General features: G+C 72.3%; 11 protein-coding genes. 5 read left to right on the plus strand and 6 right to left on the minus strand.

The window, feature by feature from the left end; genetic code table 11:
* Positions 1–13: 13 nt before the first annotated feature.
* The 6 genes from IF22_RS0103600 to IF22_RS0103625 all read right to left on the minus strand — a co-directional run bounded on the left by IF22_RS0103600 (position 14) and on the right by IF22_RS0103625 (position 11,018).
* Positions 14–2,197, minus strand: a complete 2,184-nt coding sequence (locus IF22_RS0103600; protein ID WP_030328348.1) for an NHLP family bacteriocin export ABC transporter peptidase/permease/ATPase subunit — start codon at positions 2,195–2,197, stop codon at positions 14–16.
* Complete coding sequence (locus IF22_RS0103605; protein ID WP_030328351.1) at positions 2,194–3,003, minus strand: HlyD family efflux transporter periplasmic adaptor subunit; 810 nt, start codon at positions 3,001–3,003, stop codon at positions 2,194–2,196. The genes IF22_RS0103600 and IF22_RS0103605 overlap by 4 nt, the downstream gene beginning before the upstream one ends.
* The gene (locus IF22_RS33585; RefSeq protein WP_051708149.1) at positions 3,000–4,463 is read right to left on the minus strand and encodes a SagB/ThcOx family dehydrogenase; all 1,464 of its coding nucleotides are present in this window, start codon (positions 4,461–4,463) and stop codon (positions 3,000–3,002) included. The genes IF22_RS0103605 and IF22_RS33585 overlap by 4 nt, the downstream gene beginning before the upstream one ends.
* Before the next feature lie 81 nt (positions 4,464–4,544).
* Complete coding sequence (locus IF22_RS0103615) at positions 4,545–6,815, minus strand: TOMM precursor leader peptide-binding protein (RefSeq protein ID WP_051708150.1); 2,271 nt, start codon at positions 6,813–6,815, stop codon at positions 4,545–4,547.
* 146 nt (positions 6,816–6,961) lie between these two features.
* Entirely contained in the window at positions 6,962–7,987 is a 1,026-nt protein-coding gene (locus IF22_RS0103620) for a hypothetical protein (protein ID WP_156057269.1), read from the minus strand.
* A gap of 151 nt (positions 7,988–8,138) precedes the next feature.
* A complete protein-coding gene (locus IF22_RS0103625) occupies positions 8,139–11,018 on the minus strand; it encodes a helix-turn-helix transcriptional regulator (RefSeq protein ID WP_081883678.1) in 2,880 nt (959 codons plus the stop codon).
* A 742-nt stretch (positions 11,019–11,760) separates the two neighbouring features.
* Here IF22_RS0103625 and IF22_RS0103630 point away from each other — a divergent pair.
* From IF22_RS0103630 to IF22_RS0103650, 5 genes are all read left to right on the plus strand, one after another.
* Positions 11,761–13,065, plus strand: a complete 1,305-nt coding sequence (locus IF22_RS0103630; protein ID WP_030328362.1) for a hypothetical protein — start codon at positions 11,761–11,763, stop codon at positions 13,063–13,065.
* Between the two features lie 286 nt (positions 13,066–13,351).
* Positions 13,352–13,948: a sulfite oxidase-like oxidoreductase gene (locus tag IF22_RS0103635; protein WP_030328363.1), complete on the plus strand. Its 597-nt coding sequence runs from the start codon at positions 13,352–13,354 to the stop codon at positions 13,946–13,948.
* Positions 13,918–14,658, plus strand: coding sequence for a ferredoxin reductase (locus tag IF22_RS0103640; RefSeq protein WP_030328365.1), 741 nt, complete (start codon positions 13,918–13,920; stop codon positions 14,656–14,658). Before IF22_RS0103635 ends, IF22_RS0103640 begins: the two co-directional genes overlap by 31 nt.
* A 2-nt stretch (positions 14,659–14,660) precedes the next feature.
* On the plus strand, positions 14,661–14,954 hold the full coding sequence (locus IF22_RS0103645) for a DUF6510 family protein (protein ID WP_051708151.1): 294 nt from the start codon (positions 14,661–14,663) through the stop codon (positions 14,952–14,954).
* 46 nt (positions 14,955–15,000) lie between these two features.
* A complete protein-coding gene (locus IF22_RS0103650) occupies positions 15,001–15,408 on the plus strand; it encodes a GNAT family N-acetyltransferase (protein ID WP_051708152.1) in 408 nt (135 codons plus the stop codon).
* Positions 15,409–15,430 lie beyond the last annotated feature (22 nt).

The raw sequence follows: 15,430 nt of genomic DNA on the forward strand, positions 1-15,430 counted from the left end.
CGGATCGTCGTGGTCAGTGGTCGCGGACGAGGCGCGCGTACGCCCCGTCCTGGGCGACGAGCTGCTCGTGGGTGCCGCGCTCCACTTCCCGGCCGCCGTCCAGCACGACGATCAGGTCGCAGTCGCGGACCGTGGACAGGCGGTGGGCCACGATCAGGCAGGTGGCCCCGCGCCGACGCAGGTGCAGGTCGATCCGGCGTTCGGTCTCGGCGTCCAGCGCGCTGGTGGCCTCGTCCAGCACCAGCACCCGGGGGTTGCGTACGAGCGCTCGGGCGATCTCCAGCCGCTGCCGCTGCCCACCCGAGAAGTTGCGGGCGTTCTCCCGCACCGGGCTGCCGAGACCACCCGGGCGGGCCGCAACCTCGTCGTAGAGGCACGCGTCGGTCAGCGCGGTGACGACGTCGTCATCGGCGACAGTGAGGTCCCACATGGTGACGTTGTCCCGCACCGTCCCCTCGAACAGGCGTTGGTCCTGGTCCACCATGGCGACGGTGGCCGCCCAGAGACCGTCGTCGGCGGCGGCCCGCTCCAGACCGTCCACCGTGACCCGCCCGGTCCAGGGCCGGTAGAGCCCGGCGACCAGCCTGCCGACCGTCGACTTGCCGCTGCCCGACCGCCCGACGAGCGCCACCCGGGCACCCGGCGGCAGGTCCAGGCTGAAGTTCTCCAGCAGTGGACGGCCCAACGGGTTGTAGCCGAAGGTGACCCCGTCGATGCGCAGGTGCCCCTCCATCGGGGCCACCGGACCGGCGGGTCGGTCCTGGACCGTGGGCAGTGGGTAGCGCTCCACGTCACGCAGCCGGTTGAGGTCGGCGCTCATGTCCTGCAACCGGGAACCCAGCGCGGTCAGATTGCCCAGCGGGCGGTTCATCGCCGCCGCCAGGCTCTGCATGCCGACCAGCACACCGACGCTCATCGACTCGGCCACCACCTGCCGGCTGCCCAACCCCAACAGCACCGCCGTGGTCGCCGAGGCGAGCAGCGCCGGCAGGACCGAGAGCACCGCGGTGGGCACCCCCAGCCGTTGCTGACGGGTGGCGACGGTGGCATGGCGCGCGGCGAACCGGGCCACCGCCCGTTCCTCCTCGCCGCCGGCCTTCACCGTCTCGATCATCTGAACCGTGGTGTACACGGTGGTGACCAACTTGCTGCGGTCCGCCTGCAGGCCGACGACGGCGGTGGACCGGGTCGAGGCGACGTAGCGCAGCACGCTGACGTTCAGCCCGGCGAGGACCACCGCGCACAGTCCGAGCAGCAGGTCGTACTGGCAGAGCAGAGCCCCGTACGCCAGCACCAGGCCGGTGTCCACCACGGTGGTGGCCGTCCGGCGGGTGAGCACCTCGGCGACCACCTCGTTGCCGCGGACCCGCTGGCTGAGGTCGGCGGCCTGCCGCTGGTCGAAGAAGGTCGGCGGCAGCCGCAGCAGATGTCGGAAGAACCTGGCGGCGCTGGCGAGGGCGAGCGCCGTCTCCGCGCGTACGGTCAGGCGTTGCTGCAGCAGGCTGGCCAGGAAGGTCAGCACGGTGGCCACCGCCACCGCCGCCACCAGGCCGGCGAACGCGGCCCGATCCTCCTGCAGCAGCACCCGGTCGACGAAGACCTTGGCCATCACCGGGATGGTCAGACCGACCACGGCGATCAGCAGGCCCAGCAGCAGCATCTGCGCGATCGCCGAGCCCGGGCCGCGCCACCGCTGCGCCAGCGCCCGCACCAGCCGGTAGCGGGTGCCGCCGGGCTGGAACTGCGGGCCGGGCTCCATGGTGAGCACGATGCCGGTGAAGGCGGCGTCGAACTCCTCCCAGCTCACCGCACGGGGGCCGGTGGCCGGATCGTTGATGTGGACCTTACGGCCGAGCCCTTCCAGCACCACGAAGTGCTCGAACCGCCAGAACAGCACCGCCGGCAGCGCCACGGTGGCCAGGCCGGCCAGGTCCATCTGGAAACCCTTGGCCACCATCCCGTACCGGCGGGCCCCCTTGAGCACGGTGGCCGCGGTGGAGCCGTCCCGGCTGACCCCGCACACCCGGCGCAGCTCCTCCAGGGGCACGTGCCGACCGTGGTGCGCGAGCAGGATCCCCAGCGCGGCGGCACCGCACTCCACCGCCTCCATCTGGATCAGGGCGGGCGTGCGGACCCGGCGACGCCGGATCCTGGGCAGCTGCGGTGTGCCGCTGGCGGCTGTCGTCGGCGCGCTCATCGCCGCAGCAACCAGTCGATCGGGTGTTCCCGGTCCACTGTGAACCAGGCGGTGACCTCGCTGGCCGAGTTGAGCTGGAACGGCGGTGGGGACTTGGTCCAGCGCAGGCCGCCCGGGGCGGCCGGGTCCGGTTCCAGGGCCACCGTCACCCGTACCACGCTGCCGCGGGCGAGCAGTCGCCGGACGTCCGGCCCGGTGCCCAGAAAGGCGCGCAGCGAGGCCTCGGTCTCCGGGAAGGCACCGACAGTGGTGACCTGGCCGGCCAGGGTGCCGAACACGTTGCGCGGCGCGGCCGCGGCGGCCACCTCGACGGAGACGCCGGGTTGCAGCAGCGGCGCGGCGACGGCGGGGGCGTAGACGACGGCCTGCAACGCGTCCCCGGCGGCGTCGAGCCGTTCCAGGTCGGCCAGGTGAGTCCCGGGGGTGACGATCTCGCCTTCGGAGACCAGCCAGGCGACGACGTACGCGTCACCCGGCGCCGTCTCCACCCGTACCTTGCCGTCGGCCGTGCGCAGGCTGTAGAGAGGCGTGCCCTTCGGCACCCGCTGGTGCGGTGCCGCCCACACCTTGGTCACCTGGCCGGCGTCGAGCGCATCGAGCGCGGAGATCCCGTTCGAGTGGATCAGCACCCCGGCCGCCTCGACGGTCCGGGGCACCACAGTGCGTACCGACCAGACACCCGCGGCGACCACGACGATGACCAGAGCGGTGGTGGCCAGCCAGTTCGGCACCGTGGTCAGCCGGACCGCCCGGTCCAGTTGCTCGGGCGCCTCCAACTGGCGCAGCGCCTGCCGCCGGAACTTCATGGCCGGCCCTCCCCGGCGGCCGGGCCGGTGGCGCGACGCGAGCCGAGCAGGAAGTCGGCCACGCTGGGCTCGACCAGCGGGTCGAGCCCGGACAGCTCGGCGAAGGCCTGCGAGTCCCCGGCGCCGAGGGCGCACGGCGCCAGCCCCATGGCGGTGGCGACGAGATACATCTGCTGGGTCAGCACACCCGCGTCCTTGAGAATCATGGCGTAGCTCATCCCTTCGTACTTCCACATGAGCCGCTGCACGCGGGCGGTGACGACCAGGACCGTCTGCGGCGGCCGGGGCAGGGCCCCGGACGCCCGGGCGTACGCCAGCAGCCGGTCGGCGGCCGTCCCCCAGGCGGCGACCGGCTCCAGCCGGTGCCCCACCGGGTCGTAGTGGTAGAGCCCGGGATCGAGCCCGGCGCAGCGCGCCACCAGCGGATAGATCTCCAGTTCGTAGACGCCGCCACCACCCGGGTAGGGCCGGTGGCCGACCTCCTGCCCGCCGGCCTCGCCGACGGCGGTGGTGTGCTGCGACCGGTACAGGAACTCCGCCAGCCGTTCCAGCGGCAGCGGTGCCGCGTCGTCGTGTTCGCGCACGCTGCGCCGGTCCGCGACGACCTGACTGAACGAGGGTTCCTCCTTGGCGATCGTCGCCAGGTCCGGCAGCGGCAGCTCGACCGCCCGACTCCCGTCGTACGGGCGGCGCAGCGGTTGCGGGGTGAAGCGCTCCCGCATCCGGTAGGTGCCGCCCACCGGCAGCGCGTGCCGGCCGGCGCGGGAGCGGTGGTGCAGCCGCAGCTCCTCCGGCGACCAGTAGGCCAGCGGCGCCTCGTCGCATTCCGCCTCGAACTCGGCGTCGGTGACCAGGACCCGGGCGGTGGTCAACTCGTCGAGCACCCGGCCGGCGACATCCGGCGGCACGCCGAGCGTGCGGGCCACCACGTCGGGTCCGACGCCCGGCGCGGCGGCGGCCAGCACCGCGCCGAGGGCGGCGTCGGCGCAGCCGACGACGAGGGTGCTCAGCGCCGACGCGGCCACCAGCATGTCCCGGTCGTGCTGGAGGGTGGCGAAGCGGGAGAGCCGGTAGCGGACCCCCGGGGTGTGCGGGCGCGTCTCCGGCAGACTGCCCCGGCCCAGGCCGGTGGGCACCAGGTCGAGCAGCGGCCGATCGTCGACCTGGACGCGGCGCTCCAACCAGGAGTGGGCGAGCAACCGGCGCAGCAGCAGCTGCGCGGGCAACACCCGGTTCTCCCCCTCCAGGCCGCTGATCAGCCGGCCGACCTCGACGTCGTTGACCCAGTCGGCGGCGAGCCGCAGCAGCAGCGCCCGCCGGCCCATGCCCGGTTGCTCCAGGCTGAGCTGGAAACGGGTCTGCCGCAGCGTCAGCGCGCCGTCCGCACCGATCCGCAGCTCCGCGTCACGGCGCAGCCGGTACGACTCCTGTATCGGCGGACCGCCGACGGAGCCGCTCATGACGGTCGCCGACCGACCGGGTCCATGACGGTGGTCATCCCCACATCCTTCCCGCGGTCCCGGTGGGCCCGGGATCACCGGCTAGAAGAAGACGTTCAGCGGATTGGCCGACGTCTCGTCGACGGCCAGTGGGCTCCGGGCAAGGTGGGCCGGCACGTCCCACAGCCGGCCGGGACCGAGTCGACGCCAGAAGTGCCGCAGGCCCGGAACGACGACTTTCACCACCGCCAGATCGACGTCCGGTCGGGACTGGTCGACGACGATCACCTCCAGGCCGGCCTGCTCGGCCCGGCGTACGCACCACCGCACGTCGTCCCCGACGTCGCCGGTGGTCAGCGGCGGGTGGTCCGCCGCGGTGCGCGGCGGCCGGCTGGGATCCGGGGCCAGCCACTGCTGCTCGGCCACCCGCACGGTGCCGAACCAGCGCGCGGTGTCCGGGTCGTCGACCCCGTACCGGTTGCGCCCGGGGCCGGCGACGGCGGGCAGGAACTGGTTCACCTCGGTCAGCGCCCGAGTCAGCGCGACCCGCGCGTCCAGGTGCGCGCCGAAGCCGACCAGGACGTCCTCCGGCCCCCGGTCGACGCGACGGGACACCGCCGCGAACGTGGGTACGCCCAGGTCGGCGGTCAGGTCGAGGGCCCACAGTTCGCGGCCGAGGGCGGTGGCGTGATGGTCGACGCAGGCGGCCGTCCACGGGTCGGCGAACGAGGTCAGGTCCACCCCGGGCATCCGGGAGCGGTGGTACCACCACAGGGCCACGCTGTCTCGCTCCACGAGTTCGCAGAAGCCCTGCAGGATCGCGTCGGACAGGTTGCCGCCGGCCGCGCAGCCGTTCGAGTCGGCCGAGCACACCCCCAGCCCGGTCAGCTCCGGATGCCCGTACCAGCAGTGCGCTGCGGGCAGCTCGCGCGGTGTCTGACGGGTCAGCGACCAACCCGTGGTCCAGTCCAGCTCCACCTCGTCGGGCAGCGGGCGGGGAACACGGTGCAGGTGCCCCAGGTCGCGGTTGAGCCGCTCCCGGTCGGCGTACTGGCGTTCCGAGAACAGCAGCAGCTCCCGCAGGTGCACCGCGCGGTCCGGGCCGAGCTGCCGGTAGGTCGCCCGGTGTACGGGCCGGTCGCCGCGCCACACCCCGCAGTAGCGCTCCACCGCCTCCCCGAGCGCGCTCATCCGGGCCTGCAGGTCGGTCCGGCCCTTGCCGCCGCTCTGCCCGCGCAGGTTGCGGCGCAACGCGGCGAGCTGGCGGGGCTGGGCGAAGTTGTGCCCGGCCGAGTAGGTGTGGGTGACGCCGTTGTCGGTCGCCTCCAGCGGGGTCAGCCGGCTGACCACGCCCAGGTACCGGCTGACGTGGTGGACGAGCGCGGCGTACGCCTCGGCGGGTTGCCCGGTGCGGGAGTCGACGGTCCGGCTGGGCTGGGCGCCGCTCGGTGGCAGGTCGATCCGCGCATCGGCCTTGCGGACGAGGTCCGGGTCGCCGCAGGCGGGGCACTGCGGCTGGCGTACCAGTTGGTGGCTCTCCGTGCTCAGGTCCCGGGTGTCCAGGGCGACCATCCGGCCGGTGAGGCGGGGCGACGCGCCCCGGACGGCGAGCACCGCGAGTTCGGCGGCGAGCAGCCCGGCCGCCATGGTGGCCAGACCGGGCAGTACCGCACGGCCGGGCTGCGGCAGCGGACCGGCCAGGTCCTGCCCGTCGAGGAAGGCGTTCACCTGTTCGTTCTCCTGCCAGCGTTGCCGCAGGCAGGCCCAGCAGCCGGTGCGGCCCGGCACGAGGTGCGGGCCGAGGAAGACGACGTTGCCGTGTGGCCGGGCCAGGGTCCACGCGCGACCGGCGGCGAGGTGCCGGTCGTTGATCAGCGCCAGCCGCGGGTCGAGCATCGACGACGGCAGCACCAACACCTGGTCGGTGGCCGCGCCGGGGTCCGGCGCGTCCGGCCCGACGACCGTCGGGGCGAGCCCGAGGGCGCGCAGGGCGTCGGCGGTCTCGGCCACCCGGGGCGCGCCCAGGTCCACGATGGTGACCGCTCCCCCGGCCATCCACCGTCGTGCGGCGTCGGGCGGGACACCCCGGGCGTCCCAGCCTGCGGCCTCGGCCGGCGTGGTGTGCGCCGGACCGGACACCAGCAGGCCGTGGTCGCGCAGCCGGGCGAGGGCCGCGGCGACGGCGGCGACCGGGTGCCGGGTGGCCAACCGGGCCACCACGTCGGCCAGCGGCGCGGCACCGTCGAGCTGGTCCGCCAGGTCCGCGGCGACCGGGTCGTCGATGAGCAGGCTGCGAGTCTCCCCCAGCACCACCAGCGGGCCGTCGGGCAGCCGCACCGGCACGTAGTCCGTTCGGAAGCGCGGACGCCACATCTGGGTTCCTCCCGGGCCTGGTGACCGGACCGAGCGGGGCCCGCTCTGATCACGGCTGCTGCCATCGTCGCGGTCCGGTGCGCCCCGATCCGAGCGATGCCACCGGTTTCTGCCGTCGCCGGTGCCGTGGCTGCGGGGCGGCGGGGTCAGCCGGCGGTGACTGTCAACGCGGTGTCGTTGAGCCCCAGCACCGAGGTGCCGACGGTCTGCGCCGGCACGAGCAGCGCGAAGGTCTCCACCCGGGTGACCCGGATCGACTTTCCGCTGACCGCCGTGCGATGACCGGTGGCGATCAGGTCCGGGCTCTGCGCCTCCAGTCGGACGGTCGCCGGGCCGCCCGGCGCCGGACGCAGCGTGTCGGTGGCGTGGATCGTCAGAAAGGTGAGCGTGCCGGTCGGCACGGCGACCGCGCAGTCGGACCACTCGGCCCGGTCCATCGTCCGTCGCACCGCTCCGCCGACACCGGCGAGCTGCTGCCCGTACACCTCCCAACCGCCGGCGAACTGGCCGTCGAGCAGCGGACTCGACGCGACGAGGGAACGGTTGCCCGTCGTGGACCCGATGCTGCGGGCGAACACCTCGGCGGCGAGGGCCCGGCGACTGGTCTCGTCCAGGGCGGCGCCGCCCGCGGTGGCCGGTCGGCCGTCAAGGCTGCGGGCCACCACCAGCGAGGGTTGGGTGACCTGAACGTTGTGGCTGAGCTTCCACTGGCCATCGGCACCGCGCACGAACTGGCTCACATCGGTGGGAGCCAGCTCCGATCCGGTCAGCCGCAGCGTGGCGGTGGCGAGGAAACAGGACGGTTCGCCGGGTGGCACCGCGAAGGCCGGGTTGATGTGCTGAAAGGACGGTTGCGGACGCTGGTTGTACTCGGCCCGCCGCACCGCGGCGATGCTGAGGTCCAGCGAGGGCGACACCTCCTGGGTCCGCAGCGCCTCGACGTCACCGGCCACCGAGGCGGCCGAGTCTGCCTGGTCGAAGGCGGTGAGCAGCAGCGCGGCCCGGTCCCGACCGAACGCGGCCGAGCCGTGGGGCGCCGGGGTGGCCGCGTCCACCGGCTCGCCACCACAGCCGGTCAGCACCAGCAGCGCCACCGTGGCGGCGGCGAACGGGATCGCCGGCACCGGCGCGGCGAGGGTACGCGGGTTCCTGACGGACCTTCTGCGCAGCATCTCGTCCTCCATCCACCACCGGCGCACGGGAATCGCACCGGATGCAGTCGAGTATGTGAGCGGCTGTCGGGCTACGACGGCGGCGGCGCTGCCTCGTGCTGCCCGGCCTGTCGACGTTGCACGAAACGACGTCATCCGGCCCGGGCCGTGGTCACCGATCGGTGTCATCGAGCCGAGCGACCCAGGCGACCAGAGCCGATCGGGAGGCGACGCCCGCCTTGCGGTAGATGCGGGTCAGGTGCGCCTCCACCGTGCGGGGGCTGATGTTCAGCTGCCGACCGATCAGTCGGCTGGTGGCCCCGGTCGCCGCCAGCCGGGCGATGTGCCACTCCCGGTCGGTCAGGGCGGCGACCTCGCGCGGACCGACCGGACGGGCCAGTCGCAGGCCGACCCGTTCCGTTGCGCACCACCCGGCCAGTTCCAACGCCCGGCGGCGGGCCCGCGCCGCCAGGCCGGTCTGGTCGGCGGCTTCCGCCGCCCGGGCCAGGGAGGCCAGCGCAAGGCTGCGCCGCAGCACCATCCCGCCGGTACGGAACAGGTCGGCAGCGGTCTGCAGGTGCGGCAGCGCCGCCCGGAACTCGCCGCGGGCGAGCAGCACCTCGCCGTACGCCGACTCGGCGAAGCCCCGCTGCCCACGCAGACCCACCTGGTCCGCCTCTGTCATTGCCAGCCGCGCCTGCCGCTCGGCGTCGGCCATCTCGCCGGCGGCGAGCGCGGCGGCGCACAGCAGTTCGTACCACCGGGGCCGCAGGGACGTCTGGAGCCGGCTGAGTCGGCTGTCGCCGCCGGCCGAGAGCACCAGCTCGGCACAGGTCGCCGGATCTCCCGACAGCAGCGCCGCGGTCGCCAACGCCGTCGCGGCGGTACGACCACACCAGGTGCTGAGGTCGGTGGCGATGCCGACGGCGCTTCGGGCCAGCGCCACCGCCCGGTCGTCGTCCCGAAGCCCACCCCGCCACGCCGTCGCCTCGGCCTCGAACGCCAGGGCGAAGCTCAGCAGGTGGTGACTGCCGATGCGCCGGGCAACGATGCCGGCCTCGGTGGCCAGTGCGATGGCGGTGGTCAGCTGCCCGCCGTGGTAGGCCACCTGGCTACGTCCGAGCAGCAGCTGGCACAGCCCGTCGTCGCGGTGCGAGGCGCGGACGAGCGTCAGCCCGCGGTCGAGGTGTCGTGCGGCATCGGCCTGCCGTTCGAGGTACAGCTCGCTCAGACCGAGCGCGGTGAAGCAGTCGGGGTGGTCGCGCATGTCCCGGTCCGGCAGCGCGTCGACGATCCGGGCACCGGCATCGAGCAGGCCCCGGGCGTCGTCGAGCGCGCCGTCGTGGGCGGCGGCCAGACTGCTGACGGCCAGCAGGCTGGCCCGGTCCGCTCCGGAACCGCCGAGGTCTCCACTGAGCATGTCGGGCACCCCGGTCACGGGGTGCCCGGCCAGGATGCCGGCGACGCCGATCTCGGTGGCGAGTCGGTAACCGCCGGCGGGTCTGGCACCCGCTGGCAGGGCGGCCAGTTCCCGCCGACTGATGGCCGACGCCTCCGCGTAGTTGCCGAGCAGACGTTCCACCCGCGCCCAGAGAGCCACCGCCCGCGCCCGCCGCCCGTCCGCGTCGACGGGGAACAGCGGCACGATCTCCTGGAGCAGGGCCCTGCTCTCGGCCAGATCGCCCGCCTCCCCGGTGATCTGGGCCAGCGCGAGCGACACGTCCTGGCGACGTTGGGTGAGCCCGGCCGTCGGCCGTAACGCACACAGCGCCAGCCGCAGCCAGCGGATGGCCAGGTCCGGCGTCTCGCGCCGGACCTCCTGCGCGGCCCGGCAGAGCACGGTGACGCAGCGGTCGACCCAGCCACCGTTCGGCAGGGAGAGCAGGCGTTCCGCGTAGCGGGCCCGGTCCGTTGGTGGCGCGCCCAGTTCGACGAGCGCGGTGAGCGCGCGCACACACGCCTTCACCTGCCACGCCGGGTCGGTGTCCTGAGCGACCGCCATCCGCAGCACCGGGTGTCGGAAGGCGAACCGTCCCGTTCCGGGTACGCGGCGGATCAGGTCCAGCCGGGCCAACCGCCAGCTGGCCTCGACCGCCACTGGCGGCGGGACCTGCGCGACCTCGGCGAGCAGGTCCGTGGTGAAGGGCGCGTCGACGATCGCCCCGGCCCGCAGGCAGGCCAGCTCGGCGGGGGGCAGGTCCACCCACTCGCGGCGCAGCACGGCCACCGCCGCGTCGGCCAGCCGGGCGCCCTGTGCTTCCCGGATCGGGTCCGCGCTGGTCGAGGTGGGGCCGCTGGGCAGCACCGCGAGGTAACCGGGGTTGCCACCGCTCAGGTCGTACCGGGCGCGCAGCTCCACCTGGTCGACGTGGGGGTGCAGGAGCCCGACCTCGGCGACGCTGAGCGGGTGCAGTTCGATCCGATCGTGTGACGTCGGTTCCGCGTCGGCGTGCTCGGCGGGAACCGGTGGCCCGAAAGGCATCGGCGTCGCCATCTGCCGCGGTCGGTAGACCAGGACGAGCAGCAGCGGCGCGGGCACCGGGTATCGCAGCAGGTGGGCGATCAGACCGGTGGAGGAGGCGTCCGCCCAGTGCAGGTCGTCGAGGACCAGCACCAGACCGTCCCGGGCCGCCAGACCGATCAGCCGGCGGGCCAGCTGGTACGTCCGGAACCGCCGGGCGTCCGACGCCCGCGCCGGCGCGGCCGGCACCGCCGCGACCGACTCCGCCCAGGTCGCCTCGGTGGGCTGCCCGGCACGCACCTCGTGGCGAAGTGACTGCCCCTCGGTGAAGGCGTGTCGGAACACATGGAACGGAACTCCTCGTTCGTCCGGCGAACAGGTCCCGACGGCCCAGGGGATGGTGGGCCCGCACCGCTGCAGAGCCTCGTGGACGAACCGGGTCTTGCCGATGCCCGGCTCTCCGACCACCTCGCACACCATTTGCCACCGTCGGCTCAGCACAGTCGCCTTGGCTCTCCCGATACGCGCCAACTGTGGCCGCCGCCCAACGAAGCGCGGGCTCAATGATGCGCTTTCCAGCCCAGGTGTCATCACGCAGACCAGACGCCTTCCGGCACACTCAAGGGGAATTGATCGCACTATACCGAAGCACCGCCGAATGTCGAGACATACCGATGCCAGCCACTCCCATTCCAACAGTTGGCGTCGCGGTGCAGGTTCTTTCCGACATCACCTCACAAGCCGCAGAAAAGGACCGGTGGCCAGAAGCGCGGAACAATATCCCGGAAACCCCTACATCGCCCGCGACCTGCCGGTCTCGGGCTACGACCGTCAACGACCCGCGACGGCTGCCGGACTGCGCTGTGACCACCCGGGCACCTGGTCAATCCCGCGTACGGCCACGTCTAATCTGATATCACCACGATCATGGCCGGCTATGGTGAATCACCCTAAGCGGTCATATTCCTGCCTTCGCCTTCACCCTGACGCCCGTCCCACTTGGTGAACCATCGGCGCGGGTTCCCACTGCGGACAAATGGCCGCAATGCCGCGCCCAGAATTGACCGGCGGTCGTCGGCGTTCAACATGCGATCCGCAACATGCAGACGCGGCACGAACGGAGGGAAAGTCGCAGGCGATCCCGCCCACGAAAAACGCACCGCGCACCTCTTCACTGCGCCACCTTCACCGCCGCTGAACGAACTGGCCACCGGACGGGCGGCGGTACGACATCCTCCGATCCCGAGATCATCGAGACGAGCGGACCATGGTGAGGCCGACGACGCCGGCGGTAGCGTGAGGCCAATCCGTGCCACGCCTCAAGGAGCCGACGGTGGACAACGCCATCCAACTGATCAGCGACGGCGATGGCCTGGCGGTCATCGGGCATCCGGCGGCTGTCGATCGTTTCCTCACCGCGGAGCGACTGCCGTCGAAAGACCTCGGGCTGCAGCGACTCAGCTCCACCCTCCGTACCGGATCCACCATCGCCAAGGGCGGCGCCGAGATCGCCGACCATTCCGGCCGCTGGGTCCGGTTGACCGCGGAGTCCACCGAGGCGATGAAGAAGTACAACCTCATGACGGGCTCGGAGAGCGGTGTCAGCCGGGCCGTACTGACCGACCACGGCAAGATCACCGGTCTGCTCGAAGTGGTTCGGACCCCCAGCGCGATGCTGACCAACCCGGCGATCCTGACCGGCGCCGCCGGACTCATGGCGCAGCTCGCGATGCAACAGACCATGGAGGAGATCACCGACTATCTCGCCGTGATCGACGCGAAGGTCGACGCCGTGCTGCGCGCGCAGACCGACGCCGTGGTGGCGGACATGATCGGGGTGGAGTTCGTCATCGACGAAGCCCTGACCATCCGCGAGCAGGTGGGCCGGGTCTCCGAGGTCACCTGGTCGAAGGTGCAGGCCACGCCGGTGCCGCTGGCCCGGACCCAGGTGTACGCGTTGCGGCAGCTCGACGCCATCGCCGAGAAGCTGGAGACCCAGACCAAGGTTGGCGACCTGGCCAAGACGGCCAAGGAGGCCGAGAGCAAGGTTCAGGAGTGGCTCGCCGTTTTGGCCCGCTGCTTCCAACTCCAGGACGCGGTCGCCGTGCTCGAACTCGACCGGGTGCTGGACACGTCCCCGGGAGAGCTGGAGGAGCATCGCGTCGCCATCCGGGCCGCCCGCCGCAACCGCCTCGACCTCATCTCGCGCAGCACCTCGCGCCTGTTGTCCCGGATGGACGCTGCCGCCGGCACCGCCAACGCGAAGGTGCTGCTGAACCCGAGCACATCCCGTGCCGTGGTGCACTCGACCAACCACGTGGCGACCACCGTCGTCGACTTTCACGGGCGGCTCGGCCTCGAACGCGACCGACGGTCGTGGGATGCCAGGCGGTGGCTGGACGCCGCCGTGGAAGTGCGTGACAAGGTCCTCGAAACGGGGACCGAGGTACGCGACAAGGTCCTCGACACCGGAACCGGGGTGGGAGAGAAGGTTCTGGAGACCGGGGCGGAGGGTGTGGGCGTCGCCAGCCGGTTCGGTGTGGCGGCCTTCGGCCGGGCCAGGTCGATGATGGGCAGGGCCTCCGGCGAGATCGCCGAGCGGGCGCAGCGCCAGTTGGGCAGCAGAGAGGAATCCTGATCGGCGGGCGTTGTCGTCCCTGGTGCGAGCATTCCGCGCACCCCCGCCGCCGCTTGACTTCTTCTGCCGACCGGCCGCGAGCACATGGACGATCTGGTCCATCAAGTCGCCAGTGCGGCGAGGCCCGTCGGACCACCTGCGCCGCCGTGTCGGACGGCAATCACTGTTGGGCGCACTCGCCGACGGTGAGCAGCGTTTGCCGCCAGCCAGCACGTCGGCTTACCATGGACGAGATGGTCCAATTACTGATGTCGCGATCATGCGGCCGCTGCTCTGGGAGGGGCGCATGGCAGTGATTTCACGCGGTTTCGGTGGCCGCCGACGCGATGACACCGATCTTCCGCCCGGCCAGTACCACACTGACGACTTTCCGGTGCTGTCGGCGGGGCCCACGCCCCGCATCGGGCTCGACACGTGGGAGCTCGCCGTCATCACCGAGATTGGCGAGCGGAGCACGTGGTCATGGGCGGAGTTCACCGCCCTTCCTGCCGACGAGACAACCGTCGACATCCACTGCGTCACGCACTGGTCGAAGCTCGGCACGCGCTGGCGGGGCGTCTCGGTGGACACGTTGCTGGCCGATGTCGAATCCTCGGCCGAGTACGTCGTCGCCCACTCCTACGGCGGCTACACCACGAACATTCCGCTCGAGGACCTTCTCGACGGCCAGGCCTGGGTGGCGTACGAGTTCGACGGCGAGCCGCTGGCTGCGGTGCACGGCGGTCCGGCCCGCCTCCTCGTTCCGCACCTGTACTTCTGGAAGAGCGCGAAGTGGCTGCGCGCCCTGGAACTACGTCACGACGATGAGCCTGGGTTCTGGGAGACGGCCGGCTACCACAACTACGGTGACCCGTGGCGCGAGCAACGCTACCTGGCGGACTGACCTGGCGGCCGGCGACCGTCGCGGGCGCCAGGGCGGAGACCGCGACGGCGCGGACGGTGGTCCTCGACGTCGACGGCTGGGTGGGTCACGTGCCGGGCCAGCACGTCGACGTCCGGTTGACGGCTCCCGACGGTTACACGGCGCAGCGCAGCTACTCGATCTCATCCGCCCCGCTGCCCGACCGGTTTGAGGTGACAGTTCAGACGGTGGCCGACGGTGAGGTCTCGCCGCACCTCGTCGACGTCGCGGAACCGGGTGACCAACTCGAGATCCGTGGGCCGGTCGGCGGCTGGTTCGTGCGCCGACCCACCGATCCGCGCCCGGCGTTGTTGATCGGCGGCGGATCCGGCGTGGCGCCGCTGATGTCGATGGTGCGGGCGGCGACGGCTCCGACCAGGCTGCTCTACTCGACCCGGTCCCCGTCGGATGCGCTGTTCACGGCTGATCTCGCGAGTGCAGAAGCCGCAGGAGGCGATCTTGTCGCCGTCACCCACGTCTACACCCGGGTGGCGCCCGCCGGCTGGCCGGCCCCACCTCGACGACTGGACGCGGACACCCTGGCCCGCGTCGCGTGGCCCCACGACGCCCACGCCGTCGCGTTCGTCTGCGGGCCCACCGGATTCGTCGAGACCGTGGCCGACCTTCTCGTCACCATCGGCCACAACCCGGCGACCATCCGCACCGAACGCTTCGGACCCACCAAAGGATGATCATGTCGACCACCACCGTCGGAGCAGACGACCCACACTGGGTGGACGGTAACGCCCTCGCCGGCCCGCTCGGCGAGATCATGGGGGCCGACCTCACCGTTGCCGACCTCACCTGCGCCGGCTGCCGGATGACCCGTCCGCTGGCCGCGATGCGCGTCTTCGACCGGGCGCCCGGCCTGGTGGCCCGCTGCCCCGGCTGCGGGGACGTCGTCATGCGCCTGGTACGCACGACCGCGCGGGCCCTGGTAGACCTGCGTGGATCGCTCGTGGTCAGCCTCCCGCTGCCGCGGGTCTGAGCACGAGATTCGAACAATCGCGACGAAGCGGGATTCAGGAGACATTGTGGCGAACAACGCCGAAGACATGATCGCGTTGACCAGCGCCGAGCAGGACTCGGGCGACTCGACCCTGCCGCCCGCCGGCCCGGCTGACGCGGAGGACTTCGTCATCACCAACAACAGCGCGGACGGCATCTACGAGGCCACGGTACGGGGCCGGACAGCGGCAGGGCTCGTCTACAGCACGGCCGGGGACCGCGTCATCCTGTCGGCGACATCCGTGTTCCCCGAGTTCCGGGGGAAGGGAGTGGCGAGCAGGCTTCTCGGCGGCGTCCTCGACGAGCTGCGCGGGCAGGGAAAGACCGCTGCCGTGACGTGTCCGTTCGCGGCAGCGTTCGTTGATGCTCATCCCGAGTACGCCGACGTGCTGGACCCGACATTCCGGTCACACCCCGGCCAGCGAGGGCACTGAGCACCCGTCGGCACGCCTGAAC

This window comes from Micromonospora parva, from assembly GCF_000718515.1.
Classification (GTDB): Bacteria; Actinomycetota; Actinomycetes; order Mycobacteriales; family Micromonosporaceae; genus Micromonospora; species Micromonospora parva.

Excerpts from the sequence above, each read along its gene's own strand:
- IF22_RS0103605 (WP_030328351.1), bottom strand. The coding sequence starts at position 3,003 with ATGAAGTTCCGGCGGCAGGCGCTGCGCCAGTTGGAGGCGCCCGAGCAA.
- IF22_RS0103625 (WP_081883678.1), bottom strand. The coding sequence starts at position 11,018 with ATGACACCTGGGCTGGAAAGCGCATCATTGAGCCCGCGCTTCGTTGGG.
- IF22_RS0103600 (WP_030328348.1), bottom strand. The coding sequence starts at position 2,197 with ATGAGCGCGCCGACGACAGCCGCCAGCGGCACACCGCAGCTGCCCAGG.
- IF22_RS0103620 (WP_156057269.1), bottom strand. The coding sequence starts at position 7,987 with ATGCTGCGCAGAAGGTCCGTCAGGAACCCGCGTACCCTCGCCGCGCCG.
- IF22_RS0103615 (WP_051708150.1), bottom strand. The coding sequence starts at position 6,815 with ATGTGGCGTCCGCGCTTCCGAACGGACTACGTGCCGGTGCGGCTGCCC.
- IF22_RS33585 (WP_051708149.1), bottom strand. The coding sequence starts at position 4,463 with ATGAGCGGCTCCGTCGGCGGTCCGCCGATACAGGAGTCGTACCGGCTG.
- IF22_RS0103635 (WP_030328363.1), top strand. The coding sequence starts at position 13,352 with ATGGCAGTGATTTCACGCGGTTTCGGTGGCCGCCGACGCGATGACACC.
- IF22_RS0103645 (WP_051708151.1), top strand. The coding sequence starts at position 14,661 with ATGTCGACCACCACCGTCGGAGCAGACGACCCACACTGGGTGGACGGT.